19 protein-coding genes are annotated in these 23224 nt (G+C 59.5%); 18 read left to right on the top strand and 1 reads right to left on the bottom strand.

Translation table 11 applies throughout. The annotated features are described in order from the left end of the window. Positions 1 to 26 precede the first annotated feature (26 nt). The 16 genes from rseP (at position 27) to ispD (ending at position 20071) form a co-directional block, all read left to right on the top strand. On the top strand, positions 27 to 1379 hold the full coding sequence (gene rseP, locus BT204_RS11910) for a sigma E protease regulator RseP (protein WP_034126834.1): 1353 nt from the start codon (positions 27 to 29) through the stop codon (positions 1377 to 1379). A 74-nt stretch (positions 1380 to 1453) separates the two neighbouring features. Then, the gene (gene bamA / locus BT204_RS11905) at positions 1454 to 3841 is read left to right on the top strand and encodes an outer membrane protein assembly factor BamA (RefSeq protein WP_057975605.1); all 2388 of its coding nucleotides are present in this window, start codon (positions 1454 to 1456) and stop codon (positions 3839 to 3841) included. A 45-nt stretch (positions 3842 to 3886) separates the two neighbouring features. Then, positions 3887 to 4390 (top strand): OmpH/Skp family outer membrane protein, encoded by a 504-nt coding sequence (locus BT204_RS11900; RefSeq protein ID WP_003189173.1) that lies wholly within the window; start codon positions 3887 to 3889, stop codon positions 4388 to 4390. 3 nt (positions 4391 to 4393) lie between these two features. After that, on the top strand, positions 4394 to 5449 hold the full coding sequence (gene lpxD / locus BT204_RS11895) for a UDP-3-O-(3-hydroxymyristoyl)glucosamine N-acyltransferase (protein WP_034126835.1): 1056 nt from the start codon (positions 4394 to 4396) through the stop codon (positions 5447 to 5449). Positions 5450 to 5560: 111 nt separating this feature from the next. Next, positions 5561 to 6001 (top strand): 3-hydroxyacyl-ACP dehydratase FabZ, encoded by a 441-nt coding sequence (gene fabZ, locus BT204_RS11890; protein ID WP_003172281.1) that lies wholly within the window; start codon positions 5561 to 5563, stop codon positions 5999 to 6001. Continuing rightward, the gene (gene lpxA / locus BT204_RS11885; RefSeq protein WP_032893181.1) at positions 5998 to 6774 is read left to right on the top strand and encodes an acyl-ACP--UDP-N-acetylglucosamine O-acyltransferase; all 777 of its coding nucleotides are present in this window, start codon (positions 5998 to 6000) and stop codon (positions 6772 to 6774) included. Before fabZ ends, lpxA begins: the two co-directional genes overlap by 4 nt. Before the next feature lie 2 nt (positions 6775 to 6776). After that, complete coding sequence (lpxB, locus tag BT204_RS11880) at positions 6777 to 7916, top strand: lipid-A-disaccharide synthase (protein WP_072446902.1); 1140 nt, start codon at positions 6777 to 6779, stop codon at positions 7914 to 7916. A 2-nt stretch (positions 7917 to 7918) separates the two neighbouring features. Further along, entirely contained in the window at positions 7919 to 8545 is a 627-nt protein-coding gene (rnhB, locus tag BT204_RS11875; protein ID WP_175550968.1) for a ribonuclease HII, read from the top strand. A gap of 76 nt (positions 8546 to 8621) precedes the next feature. Beyond that, positions 8622 to 12143 (top strand): DNA polymerase III subunit alpha, encoded by a 3522-nt coding sequence (gene dnaE, locus BT204_RS11870; protein ID WP_072446898.1) that lies wholly within the window; start codon positions 8622 to 8624, stop codon positions 12141 to 12143. A 129-nt stretch (positions 12144 to 12272) separates the two neighbouring features. Beyond that, a complete protein-coding gene (locus BT204_RS11865; RefSeq protein ID WP_003189182.1) occupies positions 12273 to 13220 on the top strand; it encodes an acetyl-CoA carboxylase carboxyltransferase subunit alpha in 948 nt (315 codons plus the stop codon). A 174-nt stretch (positions 13221 to 13394) separates the two neighbouring features. Next, positions 13395 to 14714: a tRNA lysidine(34) synthetase TilS gene (tilS, locus tag BT204_RS11860; protein WP_072446896.1), complete on the top strand. Its 1320-nt coding sequence runs from the start codon at positions 13395 to 13397 to the stop codon at positions 14712 to 14714. Positions 14715 to 14987: 273 nt separating this feature from the next. Next, positions 14988 to 16619, top strand: a complete 1632-nt coding sequence (locus BT204_RS11855; RefSeq protein ID WP_034126838.1) for a CTP synthase — start codon at positions 14988 to 14990, stop codon at positions 16617 to 16619. Between the two features lie 5 nt (positions 16620 to 16624). Then, positions 16625 to 17470 carry a 3-deoxy-8-phosphooctulonate synthase gene (kdsA, locus tag BT204_RS11850; protein WP_003189190.1) on the top strand — a complete coding sequence of 282 codons (846 nt, stop codon included), beginning with the start codon at positions 16625 to 16627 and terminating at the stop codon, positions 17468 to 17470. A 157-nt stretch (positions 17471 to 17627) separates the two neighbouring features. Then, positions 17628 to 18917, top strand: a complete 1290-nt coding sequence (gene eno / locus BT204_RS11845; protein ID WP_034126839.1) for a phosphopyruvate hydratase — start codon at positions 17628 to 17630, stop codon at positions 18915 to 18917. A gap of 171 nt (positions 18918 to 19088) precedes the next feature. Further along, on the top strand, positions 19089 to 19367 hold the full coding sequence (ftsB, locus tag BT204_RS11840; RefSeq protein WP_003189195.1) for a cell division protein FtsB: 279 nt from the start codon (positions 19089 to 19091) through the stop codon (positions 19365 to 19367). Further along, positions 19364 to 20071: a 2-C-methyl-D-erythritol 4-phosphate cytidylyltransferase gene (gene ispD, locus BT204_RS11835; RefSeq protein WP_072446894.1), complete on the top strand. Its 708-nt coding sequence runs from the start codon at positions 19364 to 19366 to the stop codon at positions 20069 to 20071. Before ftsB ends, ispD begins: the two co-directional genes overlap by 4 nt. Positions 20072 to 20200: 129 nt before the next feature. On the opposite strand, the gene BT204_RS11830 is transcribed toward ispD, so the two are convergent. Next, positions 20201 to 21097, bottom strand: coding sequence for a LysR substrate-binding domain-containing protein (locus tag BT204_RS11830; protein ID WP_034126841.1), 897 nt, complete (start codon positions 21095 to 21097; stop codon positions 20201 to 20203). A 109-nt stretch (positions 21098 to 21206) separates the two neighbouring features. On the opposite strand from BT204_RS11830, the gene BT204_RS11825 reads away from it, so the two are divergent. Together BT204_RS11825 and fghA are read left to right on the top strand one after the other, a co-directional pair. Then, positions 21207 to 22319 carry an S-(hydroxymethyl)glutathione dehydrogenase/class III alcohol dehydrogenase gene (locus BT204_RS11825; protein ID WP_003189203.1) on the top strand — a complete coding sequence of 371 codons (1113 nt, stop codon included), beginning with the start codon at positions 21207 to 21209 and terminating at the stop codon, positions 22317 to 22319. Between the two features lie 8 nt (positions 22320 to 22327). Then, entirely contained in the window at positions 22328 to 23173 is an 846-nt protein-coding gene (gene fghA, locus BT204_RS11820) for an S-formylglutathione hydrolase (RefSeq protein ID WP_058410376.1), read from the top strand. Positions 23174 to 23224: the final 51 nt, after the last annotated feature.

The following is a 23224-nucleotide window of genomic DNA, read 5'->3' as shown; positions in this document are numbered from 1 at the left end:
ATTGGATTGAAGTGCGGAGAAATTAGATGAGTGCGCTCTACATGATTGTCGGCACCCTGGTTGCTCTGGGTGTGTTGGTGACCTTCCACGAATTCGGCCACTTCTGGGTGGCGCGTCGTTGCGGCGTCAAGGTATTGCGCTTTTCCGTCGGTTTCGGCATGCCGTTGTTGCGCTGGCATGATCGCCGAGGCACTGAGTTTGTCATTGCTGCTATCCCGTTGGGCGGCTACGTCAAGATGCTCGATGAGCGCGAAGGCGAAGTGCCTGCAGACCAGCTGGACCAATCCTTCAATCGCAAGACCGTTCGTCAGCGTATTGCGATTGTGGCGGCGGGACCGATCGCCAACTTCCTGTTGGCGATGGTGTTTTTCTGGGTCTTGGCCATGCTGGGCAGCCAGCAGGTGCGCCCGGTCATTGGCGCGGTCGAAGCCGACAGCATCGCGGCCAAGGCGGGCCTGACGGCAGGGCAGGAAATTGTATCGATTGATGGCGAACCCACCACAGGGTGGGGCGCGGTCAATTTGCAGTTGGTGCGTCGCCTGGGTGAAAGCGGCACCGTCAATGTGGTAGTGCGTGACCAGGGCTCCAGCGCCGAAACCCCGCGGGCATTGGCGCTGGACCATTGGCTCAAGGGCGCCGATGAGCCCGATCCGATCAAATCCCTGGGGATCCGCCCTTGGCGTCCGGCCTTGCCGCCGGTGCTGGCCGAGCTTGATCCAAAGGGGCCGGCCCAGGCTGCTGGCCTGAAAACCGGTGATCGCCTGTTGGCCCTTGATGGCCAGGCGCTGGATGACTGGCAGCAGGTGGTCGACCTGGTGCGTGTGCGCCCTGATACCAAAATTGTGCTGAAAGTTGAGCGCGACGGTGCTCAAATCGACGTCCCCGTGACCCTGTCGGTGCGAGGCGAAGCCAAGGCGGCCGGGGGCTACCTGGGGGCAGGGGTCAAAGGTGTCGAATGGCCGCCATCGATGGTGCGAGAGGTCAGTTACGGGCCTTTGGCAGCGATTGCAGAGGGCGCGAAACGCACCTGGACCATGAGCGTGCTGACCCTCGAATCCCTCAAGAAAATGTTGTTCGGTGAGCTCTCGGTAAAAAACTTGAGTGGACCGATAACCATTGCTAAAGTGGCGGGCGCTTCTGCCCAGTCGGGTGTCGCGGATTTCCTGAATTTCCTGGCTTATCTGAGTATTAGCCTTGGGGTTCTGAATTTGCTGCCCATTCCAGTATTGGATGGGGGGCATCTGCTGTTTTATCTGGTCGAGTGGGTGCGTGGTCGCCCCTTGTCGGATCGGGTGCAGGGTTGGGGGATACAGATTGGTATCAGTTTGGTGGTCGGGGTGATGTTGTTAGCCCTGGTCAACGATCTGGGACGTCTGTAACGCTTCGCTGAATTGCGAATCTGCCGCATTTTGCGGCAGTTTGTTTATTGCCAGTTGGAATAAGAAAGGACTTCATGAAACGTCTGCTGCTAACTGCGGTTCTCACCGTATTGATGATCGCCGAAGTTCACGCCGAGTCCTTCACCATCTCCGATATTCGCGTCAATGGCCTCCAGCGGGTCTCCGCGGGTAGCGTCTTTGGTGCCTTGCCGTTGAACGTCGGGGAACAGGCGGATGATCGTCGCCTGGTGGAATCCACTCGTGCGCTGTTCAAAACCGGGTTCTTTCAAGATATCCAACTGGGTCGCGAAGGCAACGTCCTGGTCATCACGGTCGTCGAGCGACCTTCCGTCGCCAGTATCGCGATCGAAGGTAACAAGGCCATCTCCACTGAAGACCTGATGAAGGGCCTGAAGCAATCGGGCCTGGCCGAGGGCGAGATCTTCCAGCGCGCAACCCTTGAGGGTGTGCGTAACGAGTTGCAACGTCAGTACGTTGCCCAGGGCCGCTACTCCGCGACCGTGGAAACCGAAGTGATCCCCCAGCCTCGTAACCGTGTGGGCCTGAAGGTCAACATCAACGAAGGCACCGTGGCCGCCATCCAGCACATCAACGTCGTGGGCAACACCAAGTTCCCTGATGAAGACCTGGTCGACCTGTTCGAACTCAAGACCACCAACTGGTTGTCGTTCTTCAAGAACGATGACAAGTACGCCCGTGAAAAACTCTCCGGTGACCTGGAACGCCTGCGCTCCTACTACCTGGACCGTGGCTACATCAACATGGACATCGCTTCGACCCAGGTGTCCATCACCCCGGACAAGAAGCACGTCTATATCACCGTCAACGTCAACGAAGGCGAGAAGTACAAGGTTCGTGACGTCAAGCTCAGCGGCGACCTGAAAGTGCCTGAAGACCAGGTCAAGTCCCTGCTGCTCGTGCAGAAGGACCAGGTGTTCTCGCGCAAGCTGATGACCACCACCTCAGAACTGATCACCCGCCGCCTGGGTAACGAAGGCTATACCTTCGCCAACGTCAACGGCGTGCCGACCCCGAATGATGAAGACCACACCGTGGACATCACCTTCGTCGTCGATCCGGGCAAGCGTGCCTACGTCAACCGTATCAACTTCCGCGGCAACACCAAGTCCGCGGACGAAGTGCTGCGTCGTGAAATGCGTCAGATGGAAGGTGGCTGGGCTTCGACCTACCTGATCGACCAGTCCAAGACCCGTCTCGAGCGCCTGGGCTTCTTCAAGGAAGTCAACGTCGAAACCCCGGCCGTACCGGGTGTGGATGACCAGGTTGACGTGAACTACGCCGTGGAAGAACAAGCCTCGGGTTCGATCACCGCCAGCGTCGGTTTCGCCCAGAGTGCCGGTTTGATCCTGGGTGGTTCCATCACGCAGAACAACTTCCTGGGTACCGGTAACCGTGTGTCCATCGGCCTGACCCGCAGCGAATACCAGAGCCGATACAACTTCGGCTATACCGACCCCTACTGGACTGCAGACGGTGTGAGCCTGGGCTACAACGCCTTCTACCGCACCACCGACTACAAAGACCTCGATGTTGACGTTGCAAGCTATGCGATCGACAGCCTGGGTGCCGGTGTAAACGTGGGTTACCCGATCAGCGAGACTTCGCGCCTGACCTTCGGCCTTACCGCCCAGCAGGATGAGATCAAGACCGGTATTTATACCGTGGACGAAATCTTCGACTTCACCCGTCGTGAAGGCGACAAGTTCCTGAACTTCAAGGCGTCTGCCGGCTGGTCCGAGTCGACCCTGAACAAAGGCGTACTGGCAACCCGCGGCCACTCCCAGAGCCTGACCGCGGAAGTCACTACGCCGGGCAGCGACCTGTCGTTCTTCAAGCTCGACTACCGCGGCCAGTTGTTCCAGCCGTTGAGCGATAACTACACCATGCGCCTGCACACAGAGTTGGGCTATGGCGACGGTTATGGTTCGACCAATGGCTTGCCGTTCTATGAAAACTACTATGCAGGTGGTTTCAACTCGGTACGTGGCTTCAAGGACAGCACTCTGGGTCCGCGTGGTACGCCGAGCCGCGGTTTTGACCGGACCGGTAACCAGGGCACTGTCGCTGACTCGGACAACGACCCGCTGCCATTCGGTGGTAACGTGCTGATCCAGGGTGGTGCGGAGATTCTGTTCCCGCTGCCGTTCGTCAAGGACCAGCGTTCCCTGCGTACTTCGGTCTTCTGGGACGTGGGTAACGTGTTCGACTCCAAGTGCGAACAGATCAAAAACCCAAGTGGCTTGAAGTCCAATACTCAATGCAACGACGTGAGCCTCAGCAACCTGGCGAGCTCCGTGGGCGTGGGTGTGACCTGGGTGACTGCGCTGGGCCCGTTGAGCTTTGCTCTGGCCATGCCGATCAAGAAACCGGATAACGCTGAAACCCAGATTTTCCAATTCTCCCTCGGCCAGACGTTCTAAGCGTCTGACCTAAGATAACGACAACGGATTCTGTAGGAGTACATCGTGCGTAAGTTGACTCAATTGGTCTTGCTGGCCACTGTGCTGGTCACCACCCCGGCCTTCGCCGAAATGAAAATCGCGGTCCTGAACTATCAGATGGCCCTGCTGGAGTCCGATGCGGCCAAGCGATACGCCGTGGATGCCGAGAAGAAATTCGGTCCGCAGCTGACCAAGCTCAAGACACTGGAAAGCAGCGCCAAGGGTATCCAGGACCGCCTGGTAGCCGGTGGCGACAAGATGCAGCAAGGCGAGCGCGAGCGTCTGGAGCTTGAATTCAAGCAAAAGGCCCGTGACTACCAGTTCCAATCCAAGGAGCTGAACGAAGCCAAGGCTGTGGCCGACCGCGAAATGCTCAAGCAGCTCAAGCCGAAATTGGACAGCGCTGTGGAAGAAGTCATCAAGAAGGGTGCCTTTGACCTGGTGTTCGAGCGTGGCGCCGTGATCGACGTCAAGCCTCAATACGACATCACCCGCCAGGTGATCGAGCGCATGAACCAGCTGAAGTAAACCATGACAGCGACTATCAAGCTCGGCGAGTTGGCCGAGTTCCTGGGGGCCACCTTGCGTGGCTCCAAGGAGAAAGAAATCACTGGGCTAGCCACCTTGCAGGAGGCTGGCCCAGCTCAGTTGAGCTTCCTCGCAAATCCTCAATACCGTAAATACCTGGTCGACTGCCAGGCCGCAGCAGTGTTGCTGAAGGCCGCCGACGCCGAAGGGTTTACCGGGGATGCGCTGGTGGTGGCCGATCCGTACCTGTCGTACGCCAAGGCGTCGCACCTGTTCGATCCCAAGCCGAAGGCGGCCGGCGGTATTCACCCGTCTGCCGTGATCGCCGATGATGCCCAGGTTGATCCTGCCGCCAGCATCGGTGCATTCGCCGTGATCGAAAGCGGGGCGCGTATTGGTGCTGGTGTCACCGTGGGTGCCCACTGCTTTATCGGTGCACGCTGTGAAATTGGTGCCGATGGTTGGCTGGCCCCCCGCGTGACCCTCTACCACGATGTGCGTATTGGTCAGCGTGTGGTCATTCAGTCCGGTGCTGTTATCGGCGGCGAAGGCTTTGGCTTTGCCAACTCCAAAGGTGTCTGGCACAAGATCGCCCAGGTCGGTGGCGTATTGATCGGCGATGATGTGGAGATCGGCGTGAACACCGCCGTGGATCGCGGGGCCTTGGCTGATACCGTGATCGGCAACGGTGTGAAGCTCGATAACCAGATCCAGATCGCCCACAACGTGCAGATTGGCGATCACACCGCCATGGCGGCCTGCGTGGGTATTTCCGGCAGCACCAAGATCGGCAAGCATTGCATGCTCGCCGGTGGCGTTGGGCTGGTGGGACATATCGATATTTGCGACAACGTCTTCATCACCGGCATGACTATGGTGACCCACTCGATCACAGAGCCAGGGGCCTACTCGTCCGGTACCGCGATGCAACCTGCGGCCGAATGGCGCAAGAGTGCCGCGCGTTTGAGGAAGATCGACGACATGGCACGACGTATCAAACAGCTTGAAAAGCGTGTCGGGGACGTGACCCCTGGCGGTAATGCTTCATCAGAAGGCTGATACCATTTCCATATCAAGTGTGCGCAGCCGCTAGACGGCCTCCTTGATTTGCTAGCGGGGCGTGCGCCTGGTGCGCCCGCCCCCAATCTTTATTACAGGCTTCCCCCCGAAATGATGGACATCAACGAGATTCGCGAATACCTGCCTCACCGTTACCCGTTCCTGCTGGTGGACCGCGTAGTGGACCTCAATGTCGAGGAAAAGCGCATTCGTGCCTACAAGAATGTCAGCATCAACGAACCATTCTTCAATGGTCACTTTCCTGCGCATCCAATCATGCCAGGTGTGTTGATCATCGAAGCCATGGCCCAGGCTGCCGGTATCCTTGGTTTCAAAATGCTCGACCTCAAGCCTGCTGACGGCACGCTTTACTATTTCGTGGGTTCGGACAAGCTGCGTTTTCGCAACCCGGTCACCCCGGGTGACCAGTTGATCCTGGAAGCCAAGTTCATCAGTTGCAAACGCCAGATCTGGAAGTTCGAATGCCAGGCCTCGGTAGATGGCAAGCCGGTGTGCTCTGCCGAGATCATCTGTGCGGAACGCAAACTATGAGTTTGATTGACCCTCGCGCAATCATCGATCCGTCGGCCGTACTGGCCGCCGACGTTGAGGTCGGCCCTTGGTCGATCGTCGGCGCAGGTGTGGAAATCGGCGAGGGGACTGTCATCGGGCCGCACGTGATCCTCAAGGGTCCGACCCGCATTGGCAAACACAATCGCATCTACCAGTTTTCCTCGGTAGGCGAAGACACCCCGGACATGAAGTACAAGGGTGAAGAAACACGCCTGGTAATCGGTGACCACAATATTATCCGTGAAGGCGTCACCATTCACCGTGGCACCGTGCAAGATCGCGCCGAAACCACCTTGGGTGATCACAACCTGGTCATGGCCTATGCGCACATCGGCCATGACAGCGTGATCGGCAATCATTGCATCCTGGTCAACAACACTGCGTTGGCAGGCCATGTGCACGTTGATGACTGGGCGATCCTTTCCGGCTTCACCCTGGTACATCAATACTGCCATATCGGCGCCCACAGCTTTTCCGGTATGGGCACCGCCATCGGCAAGGATGTCCCGGCATTCGTGACGGTGTTCGGCAATCCTGCCGAAGCCCGCAGCATGAATTTTGAAGGCATGCGTCGTCGTGGTTTCAGCGAAGAAGCCATCCACGCCCTGCGCCGTGCCTACAAGACGGTTTACCGCCAAGGGTTGACCGTGGAGCAGGCCCTGGCCGAGTTGGCCGAGCCTGCCACGCAGTTCCCGGAAGTCGCGGTATTCCGTGATTCTATCCAGACCTCGACTCGCGGCATCACCCGCTGATCATGGCCACTCTGCGTATTGCGCTCGTGGCCGGTGAAGCTTCCGGCGATATCCTGGGTTCTGGCTTGATGCGCGCGCTCAAGGCCCAGCATCCGGCGGTGGAATTTATCGGGGTCGGCGGCCCGTTGATGCAGGCCGAAGGCCTGACCTCCTATTTCCCCATGGAGCGCCTGTCGGTCATGGGACTGGTGGAAGTCTTGGGGCGCCTGCGTGAGCTGCTGGCTCGCCGCAAGCTGCTGATCAAGACGCTGATCGAAGAAAAACCTGACGTCTTTATCGGCATCGATGCGCCGGACTTCACGCTCAATATCGAACTCAAGTTGCGCCAGGCCGGGATCAAGACCGTGCACTACGTCAGCCCATCCGTGTGGGCGTGGCGCCAGAAGCGTGTGTTGAAAATCCGCGAAGGCTGCGACCTGATGTTGACCTTGCTTCCATTCGAAGCCCGGTTCTACGAGGAGAAGGGCGTGCCGGTGCGGTTTGTCGGCCACACCCTGGCTGACGCCATTCCCTTGCAGGCTGATCGTGCGGCTGCGCGCGCCGAGCTGGGCTTGCCCGATGGCCCGTTGGTAGCGTTGATGCCAGGCAGTCGTGGCGGTGAGGTGGGGCGTTTGGGGGCGTTGTTTTTTGATGCTGCCGAACGTCTTCAGGCGCAAAAGCCGGGAATCCGCTTTGTGCTGCCTTGCGCCAGTCCACAACGTCGTGCACAGATCGAAACCCTGCTGGAAGGCCGCAACCTGCCGTTGACCCTGCTCGATGGCCAGTCCCACCTGGCCCTGGCAGCCTGCGATGCGGTGTTGATCGCCTCGGGCACTGCCACACTTGAGGCCCTGCTGTACAAGCGGCCGATGGTCGTGGCCTATCGCCTGGCGCCACTGACCTTCTGGATCCTCAAGCGCATGGTCAAGAGCCCTTACATTTCCTTGCCCAACCTGCTGGCCCAGCGCCTGCTGGTGCCGGAGTTGTTGCAGGACGATGCAACGCCCGAAGCGCTTGCGCAAACCCTACTACCCTTGATTGACGGCGGCGAAGAGCAGACCCGTGGTTTCGACGATATTCACCGCACGTTACGCCGTGATGCCTCGAACCAGGCGGCCGACGCCGTGTTGACCCTGATCGGCCATAAACAGGAAGCCTTATGACCATGCAAATGGGCCTGGATTTCAGTCTCGTCGCCCAAGCCCACGAACTGGTGGCGGGTGTTGACGAAGTCGGGCGCGGCCCGCTGTGTGGCGCAGTGGTCACGGCGGCGGTGATCCTTGATCCGAACCGCCCGATCCTGGGGCTCAACGATTCGAAGAAGCTCACCGAAGCCCGTCGCGAAAAGCTCTATGACGAGATCTGTGAGAAAGCCCTGAGCTGGCATATCGCCCGGGCTGAAGTCGAAGAAATCGACGAGCTGAATATCCTGCACGCCACCATGCTGGCGATGCAGCGCGCTGTGGAAGGGCTGCACATCCCTCCGAAAATGGCGATGATCGACGGTAACCGCTGCCCCAAACTGACAATGCCGTCCGAAGCGGTGGTCAAGGGCGATAGCAAGGTTCCCGCCATTGCCGCCGCCTCGATCCTGGCCAAGGTCAGCCGCGACCGTGAAATGGCCGCGTTCGAATTGATCTATCCCGGCTACGGCATTGGAGGCCATAAAGGCTACCCGACCCCCGTTCATCTGGAAGCTCTGGCTCGGCTCGGCCCCACCCCGATCCATCGCCGCTCGTTTGCCCCGGTGCGCCAGGCTTATGAGGCCCGTGAAAGTCTGATCGAGGTATAGCAGCAAGGCTGATGTTTTTACCCAGGCCCGGTACAATCCGGGCCTTGTTGTTTTCATGTATCAAGACAGGATCACTATGCCGGCTTCATTCGTTCATCTACGCCTGCACACTGAGTACTCCCTGGTCGACGGCCTGGTACGGATCAAACCGCTGGTCAAAACCCTGGTGGGCATGAACATGCCTGCGGTTGCGGTTACCGACCAGAACAACATGTGTTCCCTGGTCAAGTTCTACAAGAACGCCATGGGCGCCGGCATCAAGCCGATCTGCGGCGCCGATCTGTGGCTGTCCAACAAAGACCCGGATAGCCCCCTGAGCCGCATCAGCCTGCTGGCGATGAACGGCGTGGGTTATCGCAACCTCACCGAACTGATCTCCCGTGGCTTTATCGATGGTCAGCGCAACGGCTCGATCATCATCGAGCGCGAGTGGGTGGCCGAAGCCAGCGAAGGACTGATCATGCTCTCGGCGGCCAAAGAGGGCGAAATCGGCATCGCGCTGCTGGGCGGCAACCCTCAGGAAGCCGAAGTGCTGGCGCGTGAGTGGATGCAGGTGTTCCCAGGCCGGTTCTACCTGGAAGTCCAGCGCACCAACCGCCCCAACGATGAAGAGCATCTGCACGCTGCCGTAGCCCTGGCCGATAAGCTGGGTGCGCCGCTGGTGGCGACCAATGATGTGCGCTTTATCAAGAAAGAAGATTTCGAAGCCCACGAGACCCGCGTGTGCATCGGCGAAGGCCGTGCCTTGGATGACCCGCGCCGCTCGAAGAACTACAGCGAAGAGCAGTACCTCAAAAGCGCCGAGGAAATGGCGGAGCTGTTCAGCGACTTGCCCGAGGCCCTGGAAAACTCCGTCGAGATCGCCAAGCGCTGCAACATCGAAGTGAAGCTGGGCAAACACTTCCTGCCCAACTTCCCGATTCCCGATGGCATGACCATCGACGAATACTTTCGCAAAGTGTCGTTCGATGGCCTGGAGGAACGCCTCAGCGTCCTGCTGCCCAAGGACACCACCGAGGACTACGAAGCCAAGCGCCAGGTGTATGTCGATCGGTTGAATTTCGAGCTGGATATCATTATCCAGATGGGGTTCCCCGGTTACTTCCTGATCGTAATGGACTTTATCCAGTGGGCCAAAAACAACGGTGTGCCGGTAGGCCCTGGCCGGGGGTCAGGTGCTGGCTCGCTGGTGGCCTACGTACAGAAGATCACCGACCTTGACCCGCTTGAATATGACCTGCTGTTCGAACGGTTCCTGAACCCGGAACGGGTTTCCATGCCCGACTTCGACGTCGACTTCTGCATGGATGGCCGTGACCGCGTGATTGAGTACGTGGCCGAAAAATACGGTCGCAACGCGGTAAGTCAGATCATCACCTTCGGCTCCATGGCCGCCAAAGCGGTAATCCGCGACGTGGCGCGGGTGCAGGGCAAATCCTACGGTTTGGCGGACCGCCTGTCGAAGATGATCCCGTTCGAAGTCGGCATGACCCTGGAAAAAGCCTACGAGCAGGAAGAAATCCTGCGCGACTTCATCAAGGTCGATGAAGAAGCCGCCGAAATCTGGGACATGGCGCGCAAGCTCGAAGGCGTGGTGCGTAACGTCGGTAAACACGCCGGTGGTGTGGTTATTGCGCCGACCAAGCTCACCGACTTTTCGCCGATCTATTGCGATGAAGAAGGCGACGGCCTGGTCACCCAGTTCGACAAGGACGACGTGGAGGCCGCCGGCCTGGTGAAGTTCGACTTCCTCGGCCTGCGGACCCTGACGATCATCGACTGGGCACTCAAGACCATCAACCGCGACCGTGCCAAGGTCGGCGAAGAGCCGCTGGATATCGCGTTTATCCCGCTGGACGACAAGCCGACGTACAGCCTGCTGCAAAAAGCCGAAACCACCGCAGTGTTCCAGCTTGAATCCCGGGGCATGAAGGAGCTGATCAAAAAGCTCAAGCCCGACTGCCTGGAAGACTTGATCGCACTGGTGGCCCTGTTCCGTCCGGGCCCGCTGCAATCGGGCATGGTGGATGACTTCATCAACCGTAAACACGGCCGGGCCGAGCTGGCTTACCCGCATTCCGACTATCAGTATGAAGGCCTCAAGCCCGTACTGGCGCCGACCTACGGCATCATCCTGTACCAGGAACAGGTGATGCAGATCGCCCAGGTGATGGCCGGCTACACCCTCGGCGGTGCGGACATGCTGCGTCGCGCCATGGGTAAGAAAAAGCCCGAGGAAATGGCCAAGCAGCGCGGCGGTTTCATTGAAGGTTGCGCCACCAACAATATTGATGCCGACCTGGCCGGTAACATCTTCGACCTGGTAGAAAAGTTCGCCGGTTATGGCTTCAACAAATCCCACTCCGCCGCCTATGGCCTGGTGTCGTACCAGACCGCCTGGCTGAAAGCCCACTACCCGGCACCGTTCATGGCGGCGGTACTTTCGGCGGATATGCACAACACCGACAAGGTCGTGACCTTGATCGAGGAAGTGCGCACCATGAAGCTGCGCCTCGACGCGCCGGACGTGAACGCTTCGGAGTTCAAGTTCACGGTGAACGACGAAGGCCGCATCATCTATGGCCTTGGCGCGATCAAAGGCGTGGGCGAAGGCCCGGTCGAGGCCATTACCGAAGCGCGTCAGGACGGGCCGTTCAAGGACCTGTTCGACTTTTGCGCACGCGTTGACCTCAAGCGCATCAACAAGCGTACCCTCGATGGCCTGATCCGCAGCGGCGCACTCGACCGTCTTGGCCCGTATTTTCATGATGAGCCGAAGGCTTACCAGGCCAATATCGACCGCAACCGTGCGGTGCTGCTGACCGCCATGGAAGAGGCGATCAAGGCCGCCGAACAGACCGCCCGTACCCATGACAGCGGCCACGCCGACCTGTTTGGCGGGCTGTTCGTCGAAGAAGATGCGGATGTCTACGCGAATCACCGCAAGGCCAAGGAGCTGACTCTGAAGGAGCGCCTCAAGGGTGAAAAAGACACCTTGGGCCTGTACCTCACTGGCCACCCGATTGACGAGTACGAAGGCGAAATCCGCCGTTTTGCCCGCCAGCGCATCATCGACCTGAAACCGGCGCGGGATACCCAGACCGTCGCCGGTATGATCATCGCCCTGCGGGTGATGAAAAATAAGAAGGGCGACAAGATGGGCTTCATCACCCTCGATGACCGCTCGGGCCGCATCGAAGCGTCATTGTTTGCCGACGCGTTTCACTCCGCCCAATCGCTGTTGCAGACCGACGCCATGGTGGTGGTGGAAGGGGAGGTCAGCAATGATGACTTCTCCGGTGGCCTGCGCCTGCGCATCAAGCGCGTGATGAGCATGGAAGACGCCCGCACCAACCTGGCCGAAAGCCTGCGCCTGAAGGTCAAGACCGAAGCGCTTAAAGGTGATCAGCTACGCTGGTTGGGTGACCTGCTAAAACGCCATCGTGGCGCATGCCCGGTGACCATGGAGTACACCGGCAGCGATGCCAAGGCCATGTTGCAGTTTGGTGAGACGTGGCGAATTGATCCCGCTGATGGCTTGATTCAAGCTTTGCGTGACCAGTTCGGGCGAGACAACGTCTTCCTCCAATACCGTTGACGGTCATATAGATCTGATCTCGACTAAACATTTAATCTCGACCTAAACGCGCCTCTCCCTTAAGGTAGGGCGCGAATAGACAACCGGCTGGCCAGGCACCCCTTGGCCGTCGACCCAAGACGGACGCTTATGAACCCGAATTTTCTTGATTTCGAACAGCCGATCGCTGACCTGCAAGCCAAGATCGAAGAGCTGCGCCTGGTCGGCAATGACAATTCGCTGAACATCGGTGATGAAATCGCTCGCCTGCAAGACAAGAGCAGCACGCTCACCGAAGACATCTTCGGCAAGCTGACCAGCTGGCAGATCGCGCGCCTGGCTCGCCATCCGCGCCGTCCCTACACCCTGGACTACATCGAACACATCTTCACCGAGTTCGACGAGTTGCACGGCGACCGTCACTTCTCCGACGACGCAGCCATCGTGGGCGGCATCGCTCGCCTGGACGACCAGCCGGTGATGGTGATCGGTCACCAGAAGGGCCGTGAAGTGCGCGAGAAAGTACGCCGCAACTTCGGTATGCCGCGCCCGGAAGGCTATCGCAAGGCGTGCCGCCTGATGGAAATGGCCGAGCGCTTCAAGATGCCGATCCTGACCTTCATCGACACGCCGGGTGCCTACCCGGGTATCGACGCCGAAGAGCGCAACCAGAGCGAAGCGATTGCCTGGAACCTGCGCGTCATGGCGCGCCTGAAAACCCCGATCATCGCCACTGTGATTGGTGAAGGTGGTTCCGGCGGTGCCCTGGCCATTGGTGTCTGCGACCAACTGAACATGTTGCAGTACTCGACCTACGCGGTGATCTCGCCGGAAGGTTGTGCCTCGATCCTGTGGAAAACCGCCGAAAAGGCGCCGGACGCTGCCGAAGCCATGGGTATCACCGCCGATCGCCTCAAAGGCCTGGGTATCGTGGACAAGGTCATCGCCGAGCCACTGGGCGGCGCCCACCGTGACCCGGCTGCCGCTGCTGCGACCATCCGTGCCGAGTTGGGATCGCAACTGGCGATGCTCAAGAAGCTGGATAACGAAGCGCTGCTGGCTCGTCGTTATGAGCGCCTGATGAGCTACGGCCTCTAAGCCGACGCTGTACCCAATGCGGGAGCCGGCTTGTGTGGGAGCTGGCTTGCCGGCGATAGCATCACCTTGGTATCACTGATACCCCGAGGTGCCTGCATCGCGGGCAAGCCCGGCTCCCACATTTGCTTTGTGTATGCTGACGGACGTATTCAAGCTTTGCGGCGGTGACGTGTGATGAAACCAACCCTGCCGGCCACACTCCTGCACACCCTGGCCGACTGGCGCAACGCGCCGGCCTGGCATATCGCATTCTCCGGCGGTCTCGACTCCACCGTTCTGCTGCACCTCCTGGCCTCATTGGCCAAAATCGAAAATCTGCCTCCTGTCAGCGCCGTCCATGTCCACCATGGCCTGCAAGCTGCTGCCGATGCTTGGCCCTCTCATTGCCAATCGGTCTGCGACAGCCTGGGCGTACCTTTGCGCGTCATGCGCGTGCAGGTCAGTCAGGGTGCGAGCCTTGAACGTGCGGCCCGCGAGGCGCGCTACCAAGCGTTCATGCAGGTCCTAGGGGTGGGGGAGGTGCTTTTCACTGGCCAGCATCGCGACGATCAAGCCGAAACCCTGCTGTTTCGCCTGCTGCGTGGCGCCGGTGTAAGAGGGCTGGCGGCTATGCCTGAGCATCGCCCCTTGGCGCAGGGGTGCTTGGTGCGGCCGTTGCTGGCATTTTCCCGTAGCGACCTGGAAGCCTACGCCCATCAGCATCAGTTGCAGTGGATCGACGACCCCTCCAACGTTGAACCACGGTTTTCCCGCAATTACCTGCGTCACCACGTACTTCCCACGCTGACGAAACGCTGGCCACAGGCGATCACCCACTTGGCTCGCACGGCTGAACACATGGCTGAGGCGCAAGGGCTGCTCGACGAATTGGCGATGATGGACCTGCAGCGCGCCGATCAGCCTTCTGCGTTTCCCTGGTTGCCTCTGCCGTCCCTGGCGCTTGAACCATTGCGCGAGCTATCCGATGCCCGCCAGCGTAACGCCCTGCGGCATTGGCTCACGCCACTGACCCGTTTACCCGACAGCGACCACTGGGCCGGTTGGCATGCCCTGCGCGATGCCAAGAGCGACGCACAGCCTCTGTGGCGCCTGGCCGACGGCCAAATGCAGCGTAGCGGTGAACGCATCTGGTGGTTGCCCTCGACCTGGTCGGAGTTTTCCGACGCATCGGTGAGCTGGCCCGATCCGCAAGATCCACTAGAGTTAACGGGCAATGGTCAACTGAGGTTTATCGGCAAGGCCCCCGAAGGCCCGCTGGAGGTGCGTTATCGCCAGGGTGGCGAAATCATCGACGTAGCGGGCCGAGGCCGGCGGAATCTCAAGCGTCTGCTGAATGAAAGCGGCATGCCGGGTTTCGCCCGTGGCAGATTGCCGCTGGTCTATCGGGGCGAGCAATTGCTGGCTGTGCCAAGCGTTGCGGGGGCATGGTCCAGGTCGGTGGGTGAGGTGCAATTGGATTGGTTGCCACAGACCTGCGATCAAGGTTTGAGCTGATAGCGCCTTTCCGGTAGACTACGCTCCCTTCTTGATACAACTTCTGTGGATTCGCCTGAATCGCAGTCGTTGCCGATTACCAAGCAGTCTTTGCTGGGCGATTCCAAAAAATGTGTAGCGATCAACGTACCGGTGCTTCATTGCTGGTCTGTCACAACGCGGCGGTTTTTTTGAAAGGTGCACTGTGATTAATGCAGGTGATCGGGGGCTTCGGCCTTCCTTCGCTTTCCCCGGCGGCTCGGACCGCTTTAACGCAGACTTCTAGGGTTTTTCATGACGCGCTACATATTCGTCACGGGCGGTGTTGTTTCTTCATTGGGGAAAGGCATTGCCTCCGCTTCATTGGCGGCCATCCTGGAGGCGCGGGGACTTAAGGTCACCATGCTCAAGCTGGACCCGTACATCAACGTTGACCCGGGCACCATGAGCCCGTTCCAGCACGGTGAAGTGTTCGTCACCCACGACGGCGCCGAGACCGACCTGGACCTGGGCCACTACGAGCGGTTCATCCGCACGACCATGACCCAGAACAACAACTTCACCACCGGCCGTGTCTACGAGCACGTGCTGCGCAAAGAGCGCCGTGGTGACTACCTGGGTGCAACCATCCAGGTGATCCCGCACATCACCGACGAAATCAAGCGCCGCATCATCAAGGGTGCAGGCGATGCCGACGTGGCGATGGTCGAGATCGGTGGCACCGTGGGTGACATCGAGTCCCAACCGTTCCTCGAAGCCATCCGCCAGTTGCGTTTCGAAGTCGGCGCCAAGCGCGCGATGCTGATGCACCTGACACTGGTGCCGTACATCGCCACTGCCGGCGAAACCAAAACCAAGCCTACCCAGCATTCGGTCAAGGAACTGCGTTCCATAGGCCTGCAGCCGGATGTGCTGGTATGCCGCTCCGATCATCCGATCGACATTTCCTCGCGCCGCAAGATCGCGCAGTTCACCAACGTTGAAGAACGTGCGGTGATTGCCCTGGAAGACGCCGACACCATCTACAAGATCCCGGGCATCCTGCATTCCCAGGGGCTGGATGATTTTGTGGTCGAGCGTTTCGGCCTGCAGTGCGGCGGCGCCGACCTGTCCGAGTGGGAAGCGGTTGTCGACGCCAAGCTCAACCCTGAGCATGAAGTCACCATCGCCATGGTCGGCAAGTACATGGAACTGCTGGACGCGTACAAGTCGCTGATCGAAGCCATGAGCCACGCCGGTATCAGCAACCGTACCAAGGTCAACCTGCGCTACATCGACTCCGAAGACATCGAGAACCAGGGCACCGCGCTGCTCGAAGGTGTTGACGCTATCCTCGTTCCCGGCGGTTTCGGCCTGCGTGGCGTGGAAGGCAAGATCACCGCAGTGCAGTACGCCCGTGAAAACAAGGTGCCGTACCTGGGTATCTGCCTGGGCATGCAAGTGGCTGTTATCGAGTTCGCCCGTAACGTGCTGGGCTGGAAAGACGCCAACTCCACCGAGTTCGATCACACCAGCGGCCATCCGGTCGTGGGCCTGATCACCGAGTGGGAAGACGCCACCGGCGCCGTTGAAACCCGTACCGAAACCTCCGACCTGGGCGGCACCATGCGCCTGGGTGCACAGGATTGCCTGCTGGAAGCCGGCTCGCTGGTACACGACTGCTACGGCAAGGACGTGATCGTTGAGCGTCACCGCCACCGTTACGAAGTGAACAACAACCTGCTGCCGCAGATCAAAGAAGCTGGCCTGAAAATCTCCGGCCGCTCCGGTGATGGCAAGCTGGTTGAAGTGGTCGAGGCACCGGATCATCCGTGGTTCGTGGCTTGCCAGTTCCACCCGGAGTTCACCTCGACACCGCGTGACGGTCACCCGTTGTTCAGTGGTTTCGTCAAAGCAGCACTGACGCAACATCAGAAGAAGGCGTAAACCTGATGGCCCAGAAGATCATTCGCGTAGGCGACATCGAGATTGCCAACGACAAGCCCATGGTGCTGTTCGGCGGCATGAACGTGCTGGAAAGCCGCGACATGGCGATGCAGGTGTGTGAAGAGTACGTGCGGGTCACCCAGAAGCTGGGTATTCCTTACGTCTTCAAGGCCAGCTTCGACAAGGCCAACCGTTCGTCCGTGACCTCCTATCGCGGCCCGGGCCTTGAAGAAGGCATGCGGATCTTCCAGGACATCAAGCAAGCCTTCGGCGTGCCGATCATCACCGACGTCCACGAGCCTGAGCAGGCTGCGGTGGTCGCCGAGGTGTGCGACATCATCCAGTTGCCGGCTTTCCTGTCGCGCCAGACCGACCTCGTGGTCGCCATGGCCAAGACCGGCGCGGTGATCAACATCAAGAAAGCCCAATTCCTCGCTCCTCAGGAGATGAAACACATCCTGAGCAAATGCGTGGAAGCGGGTAACGACCAGTTGATCCTTTGCGAGCGGGGTTCGAGCTTCGGCTATAACAACCTCGTGGTGGACATGCTCGGTTTCGGCATCATGAAACAGTTCGAATACCCAGTGTTCTTCGACGTAACCCACGCGCTGCAAATGCCCGGTGGTCGCTCGGACTCCGCTGGCGGGCGCCGTGCCCAGGTGACGGACCTGGCCAAGGCGGGCATGAGCCAGTCCCTGGCGGGCCTGTTCCTTGAAGCTCACCCGGACCCGGACAACGCCAAATGTGATGGCCCATGCGCGCTGCGCCTGGACAAGCTGGAGCCATTCCTGGCCCAACTCAAGCAGTTGGACGAGCTGGTCAAGAGTTTTCCGACGGTAGAGACCGCGTAACTGGCATTTCTCCGGTAGAATTTCCCACGCTTTACGCTCAGGCCCCCGGGCCTGAGCCTTGTCGTCTGCAAGCCTGCCCCGTTGTTCCACCCTTGCGGTCGGTCAAAAGATTTCCTTCAGCTGCGTCGTTTTCGTCAACTTTGGAGTGTTTACAACAATGGCAAAAATCGTCGACATCAAAGGTCGTGAAGTTCTCGACTCCCGTGGCAACCCCACCGTCGAAGCCGACGTGCTTCTCGATAACGGCATCATCGGCAGCGCCTGCGCGCCGTCCGGTGCTTCCACCGGTTCGCGCGAAGCGCTGGAACTGCGTGATGGCGACAAGAGCCGTTACCTGGGCAAGGGTGTACTCAAGGCTGTAGCCAACATCAACGGTCCGATTCGTGACCTGTTGCTGGGCAAGGACCCGCTGGACCAGAAAGCCCTGGACCACGCGATGATCAAGCTCGACGGCACTGAAAACAAAGGCAGCCTCGGCGCCAACGCCATCCTCGCGGTATCCCTGGCCGCCGCCAAGGCAGCAGCCCAGGACCAGGACCTGCCGTTGTACGCACACATTGCCAACCTGAATGGCACTCCGGGCGTCTACTCGATGCCGGTGCCGATGATGAACATCATCAACGGTGGCGAGCACGCGGATAACAACGTCGACATCCAGGAGTTCATGGTGCAGCCAGTGGGCGCCAAGTCCTTCTCCGAAGGCCTGCGCATGGGCACCGAGATTTTCCATCACCTCAAGGCTGTACTGAAGGCTCGTGGCCTGAGCACTGCCGTGGGAGACGAAGGTGGTTTCGCGCCGAACCTGGCCTCCAACGAAGATGCACTGAAAGTCATCTCCGAAGCTGTGGCCAACGCTGGCTACACGCTGGGCACCGACGTGACCCTGGCCCTGGACTGCGCCGCCAGCGAATTCTATGAAGACGGTAAGTACAACCTGTCCGGCGAAGGCCAGGTGTTCGACTCCGAAGGCTTCGCTGAATACCTCAAAGGCTTGACCCAGCGCTACCCGATCATCTCGATCGAAGACGGCCTGGACGAGTCCGACTGGGATGGCTGGAAAATCCTCACCGACAAGATCGGCGAAAAAATCCAGCTGGTGGGTGACGACCTGTTCGTGACCAACACCAAGATCCTGAAAGAAGGCATCGACAAGAAGATCGCCAACTCGATCCTGATCAAGTTCAACCAGATCGGCACCCTGACCGAAACCCTTGAAGCCATCCAGATGGCCAAGGCCGCGGGCTACACCGCCGTGATCTCCCATCGCTCCGGCGAAACCGAAGACTCCACCATTGCCGACCTGGCCGTGGGTACTTCGGCGGGCCAGATCAAGACCGGTTCCCTGTGCCGTTCCGATCGCGTCTCCAAGTACAACCAATTGCTGCGCATCGAAGAGCAATTGGCAGGTAAAGCCAAGTACAACGGTCGCGCCGAGTTTCGCGGCTGAACAGTAAATGGTAAAAAGTCGGCGGATTGCGTCGGAAATCTCACGAAAATGTGAATTTCGGCGCTAATCTGCTGACTGACAAGCGCAAGCCTGGTTTTACCAGGCTTTGTGCTATCAGTTGCTGCAAAAGGTTTGCATGACTGTCTTTATTCAATGGATACCCGGATTTCGATGCGCAGTCCCAATTGGTTGTTCCTCGTCTTGCTCTTGTTGCTGGCTGGCCTGCAGTACCGCCTATGGGTCGGTAATGGCAGCTTTGCGCAGGTAGAAGAGTTGACCCAGCAAATTGCCGACCAGCGTGCCGAAAACGAACGCCTGCTGGAGCGCAACCGTGTCCTCGACGCTGAAGTGCTTGAGCTGAAAAAAGGCACGGAGACCGTTGAAGAGCGGGCTCGTCATGAGTTGGGCATGGTCAAGGAGGGCGAGACCCTCTACCAGTTGGCCCAATGAGCCACGATTTACCGGCCTTCTGGGCCGTGATTCCTGCTGCGGGCGTCGGTGCCCGTATGGCTGCGGACCGTCCCAAGCAGTACCTGCAATTGGGCGGGCGCACTATTCTCGAACACAGCCTCGGCTGTTTTCTCGACCATCCATGCCTCAAGGGCCTGGTGGTCAGTCTTGCAATTGACGATCCTTATTGGCCCACCTTGGCATGCGCCAATGACCCGCGTATCCAGCGTGCCGACGGGGGCTCGGAACGTTCCGGCTCGGTACTCAATGCGCTGCTGCAACTCAACGCCCTGGGCGCAAGTGATGACGAGTGGGTGTTGGTGCATGACGCTGCGCGGCCTAACCTGAGCCGTGATGACCTCGACAAATTGTTGGCGGAACTGGCTGACGATCCGGTAGGCGGCCTGCTGGCGGTGCCGGCGCGCGACACCCTCAAGCGTGTCGACAAGCACGGCCGTGTGGTGGACACCATTGATCGCCGCCTGATCTGGCAGGCTTACACGCCGCAGATGTTCCGCCTGGGCGCCTTGCATCGCGCCTTGGCCGACAGCCTGGTGGCCGATGCGGTGATCACCGATGAAGCGTCGGCCATGGAATGGTCTGGGCAGGCACCGCGCCTGATCGAAGGGCGTTCGGACAATATCAAGGTGACTCGGCCGGAAGACTTCGAGTGGTTGAAGTTGCGCTGGGTTAACCGGCGGTAACCTGCCAGACCGAGTCTGCTGCATCGCAGGCAAGCCAGCTCCCACATTTGATCGCTGCCACATCAGACAACGCGGTCAACTGTGAGAGCCGGGCTTGCCCGCGATGAGGCCGATGCAGACCCCCTCAGTTCAATGCTTGTACTCCGGCCTCTGCGCCAACCCCACCTTCAAGAAATCCACCAGCTTCCTCACCTTCGGCGACAAATGCCGCTGCTGCGGATACAGCGCCCACACGGCGGTATTCGGCGGTTGATGAGCCTGCAGCAGCGACACCAACGCCCCGCTGTGCAGATGCTCCAGCACGTAGTAATCCGGCAACTGGCACAAGCCCATGCCTTGCAACGCCGCATCCAGCACCGCTTGCCCACTGTTGCAGCGCCAATTGCCTTGCACACGCTGGGAAAATTCCCGCCCATCCTGGGCCATTTGCCAGATATCCGAGCTGCCAATCAGACAGTTATGCCGGCTCAACTCCGACAAGCTGTGTGGTCGACCGTACCGTTCGAGGTAGGAGGGGGAGGCGCACAGGTACATGCGCCGAGGCGCCAGGCGGCTGGCGACCATGCGCGAGTCTTGCAGGCGTCCCAGGCGGATGGCCAGGTCGAGGCCTTCATGGACCAGGTCCAGCGAGCGGTTGGTCAACTCGATGTCCACGCGCAGTTGCGGATAGTGCGCCATGAACCGCGTCACCAGCGGCACGATAAAACGTTCGCCATAGGCCACGGCGCAGGTCATGCGCAACATGCCCTTGGGTTCGCTGGTCAGGTCGCCCACCGCCCGCAACGCTTCCTCGCGACCGTCCTGTAGGCGTTGGCAGTGCTGCAGGAAGGTCTGACCGGCTTCGGTCAAGGTCACCTTGCGCGTACTGCGGTACAGCAATCGGGTTTGCAGGCGTTCTTCAAGACGCGCCACTTGCCGGCTGACATGGGATGAAGACACCCCTAACCGTTCGGCCGCCGCCGTGAACTGGCTGCATTCGGCCACCGCGACAAACTCGTCAATGCCTTCCCAGCGGTTCTCCAGCATGGTGATTGTCCCTGTACAGCAATAATGTTTTGCTTTGGTCCGGATTATTCATCAATGGGTGATGATTTACACTCACCGTCTCAGTTTTTAACCCGATGGAGAAACCCGGATGATCAAGTCCCGTGCCGCCGTAGCCTTCGAAGCCAAGAAGCCCCTTGAGATTGTTGAAGTGGATGTCGCCATGCCCAAGGCTGGCGAGGTGCTGCTGCGGGTAGTTGCGTCCGGCGTGTGCCACACCGACGCCTACACCTTGTCGGGCGCCGACCCGGAAGGCATTTTTCCGTCGATCCTCGGCCATGAAGGCGGCGCAGTGGTGGAAGCCATTGGCGAGGGCGTGACTTCGGTCGCTGTGGGCGATCACGTGATCCCGCTGTACACCCCGGAATGCGGCAAGTGCAAGTTCTGTCTGAGTGGCAAGACCAACCTGTGCCAGGCCATTCGCGCCACGCAGGGCAAGGGCTTGATGCCGGATGGCACCACGCGTTTCTCCTACAAGGGCCAGCCGATTTTCCACTACATGGGCACCTCGACGTTCTCCGAGTACACCGTGCTGCCGGAAATCTCCGTGGCCAAGATTCCTAAAGAAGCGCCGTTGGAAAAAGTCTGCCTGCTCGGTTGCGGTGTCACTACCGGTATCGGTGCGGTGATCAACACCGCCAAGGTCAAACCGGGCGACACCGTGGCCGTCTTCGGTCTGGGCGGCATTGGTCTGTCGGCGATTATCGGTGCAGTCAAGGCCAAGGCCGGGCGCATCATCGCCATCGATATCAACCCAGCCAAGTTCGAAATCGCCAAGCAACTGGGTGCTACCGACTGCATCAACCCGAAAGACTACGACCGCCCAATCCAGGATGTGATCGTGGATTTGACCGACGGCGGCGTGGACTTTTCCTTCGAGTGCATCGGCAACGTACAACTGATGCGTGCGGCTCTTGAGTGCTGCCACAAAGGCTGGGGCGAGTCGGTGATCATCGGTGTGGCCGGTGCTGGCCAGGAAATTGCCACTCGCCCATTCCAACTGGTCACCGGGCGCGTCTGGCGTGGGTCGGCGTTTGGTGGCGTGCGCGGTCGTACCGAATTGCCAAGCTACGTGGAAATGGCCCAGACCGGTGAAATCCCGCTGGACACCTTCATCACCCACACCATGGGCCTGGAAGATATCAACAAAGCGTTTGACCTGATGCATGAAGGCAAGAGCATTCGTACCGTCATTCACTTCTGAGGTCGGCCATGAGTCTGGAAAACCTGTCATGCCAGAAGAGCTTCGGCGGCTGGCATAAACGCTACAAGCATCATTCGGATGTGCTCGGTTGCGACATGACCTTCGCGGTCTATCTGCCGCCGCAAGCAGAGCAGGGCGGTAAATTACCGGTGCTGTATTGGCTGTCCGGTCTGACCTGTACCGATGAGAACTTCATGCAGAAAGCCGGCGCCCAGCGCATGGCCGCCGAGTTGGGCTTGATTATCGTCGCGCCGGACACCAGCCCCCGTGGCCCCGGCGTGCCGGGCGACCCGGACAATGCCTGGGACTTCGGCCTCGGCGCCGGCTTCTACCTCAATGCCACCCAGGAACCCTGGGCCAAGCACTATCGGATGCATGACTACGTGGTACAGGAGTTACCGGCCTTGGTGGAAGCGCATTTCCCTGCGTCGGATAAGCGCGGCATCAGCGGCCACTCCATGGGCGGTCACGGTGCGCTGGTCTGTGCGCTGCGCAACCCTGGACGTTACCTGTCGGTGTCGGCATTTTCGCCGATCAACAATCCGATGGACTGTCCTTGGGGTCAGAAAGCCTTTTCCCGTTATTTGGGTGAAGAGCGCTCTAAGTGGCGTGAATGGGATGCGTGCGTGCTGATCAGCGAAGCCTCGGAAAAGCTGCCGCTGTTGGTGGACCAGGGCGATCGCGACGATTTCCTCGCCGTTCAGCTAAAGCCTGAAGCCCTGCTGCAGGCGGCCAAGGCAGCCAACCATCCGCTGGAACTGCGCCTGCAGCCTGGCTACGACCACAGCTACTTTTTCATCGCCAGCTTCATCGAAGACCATTTGCGTCATCATGGGCGTGCTTTGCTCGGTTAATCTGAGGCAAAAGTAGGTAGAATCACGCCCTGAATTAAATCGGGGCGTTTT

This window comes from Pseudomonas sp. NFPP02, assembly GCF_900119355.1.
Classification (GTDB): domain Bacteria; phylum Pseudomonadota; class Gammaproteobacteria; order Pseudomonadales; family Pseudomonadaceae; genus Aquipseudomonas; species Aquipseudomonas paracarnis.
Note: the sequence above shows the minus strand (reverse complement) of the source record. Positions and strands in the feature narration are given on the sequence as shown.

Bases quoted from the DNA above. Each gene is read 5' to 3' on its own strand.
- rseP (WP_034126834.1), top strand. From the start codon at position 27: ATGAGTGCGCTCTACATGATTGTCGGCACCCTGGTTGCTCTGGGTGTG.
- bamA (WP_057975605.1), top strand. From the start codon at position 1,454: ATGAAACGTCTGCTGCTAACTGCGGTTCTCACCGTATTGATGATCGCC.
- lpxD (WP_034126835.1), top strand. From the start codon at position 4,394: ATGACAGCGACTATCAAGCTCGGCGAGTTGGCCGAGTTCCTGGGGGCC.
- fabZ (WP_003172281.1), top strand. From the start codon at position 5,561: ATGATGGACATCAACGAGATTCGCGAATACCTGCCTCACCGTTACCCG.
- lpxA (WP_032893181.1), top strand. From the start codon at position 5,998: ATGAGTTTGATTGACCCTCGCGCAATCATCGATCCGTCGGCCGTACTG.
- lpxB (WP_072446902.1), top strand. From the start codon at position 6,777: ATGGCCACTCTGCGTATTGCGCTCGTGGCCGGTGAAGCTTCCGGCGAT.
- rnhB (WP_175550968.1), top strand. From the start codon at position 7,919: ATGCAAATGGGCCTGGATTTCAGTCTCGTCGCCCAAGCCCACGAACTG.
- dnaE (WP_072446898.1), top strand. From the start codon at position 8,622: ATGCCGGCTTCATTCGTTCATCTACGCCTGCACACTGAGTACTCCCTG.
- BT204_RS11865 (WP_003189182.1), top strand. From the start codon at position 12,273: ATGAACCCGAATTTTCTTGATTTCGAACAGCCGATCGCTGACCTGCAA.
- tilS (WP_072446896.1), top strand. From the start codon at position 13,395: ATGAAACCAACCCTGCCGGCCACACTCCTGCACACCCTGGCCGACTGG.
- BT204_RS11855 (WP_034126838.1), top strand. From the start codon at position 14,988: ATGACGCGCTACATATTCGTCACGGGCGGTGTTGTTTCTTCATTGGGG.
- kdsA (WP_003189190.1), top strand. From the start codon at position 16,625: ATGGCCCAGAAGATCATTCGCGTAGGCGACATCGAGATTGCCAACGAC.
- eno (WP_034126839.1), top strand. From the start codon at position 17,628: ATGGCAAAAATCGTCGACATCAAAGGTCGTGAAGTTCTCGACTCCCGT.
- ftsB (WP_003189195.1), top strand. From the start codon at position 19,089: ATGCGCAGTCCCAATTGGTTGTTCCTCGTCTTGCTCTTGTTGCTGGCT.
- ispD (WP_072446894.1), top strand. From the start codon at position 19,364: ATGAGCCACGATTTACCGGCCTTCTGGGCCGTGATTCCTGCTGCGGGC.
- BT204_RS11830 (WP_034126841.1), bottom strand. From the start codon at position 21,097: ATGCTGGAGAACCGCTGGGAAGGCATTGACGAGTTTGTCGCGGTGGCC.
- BT204_RS11825 (WP_003189203.1), top strand. From the start codon at position 21,207: ATGATCAAGTCCCGTGCCGCCGTAGCCTTCGAAGCCAAGAAGCCCCTT.
- fghA (WP_058410376.1), top strand. From the start codon at position 22,328: ATGAGTCTGGAAAACCTGTCATGCCAGAAGAGCTTCGGCGGCTGGCAT.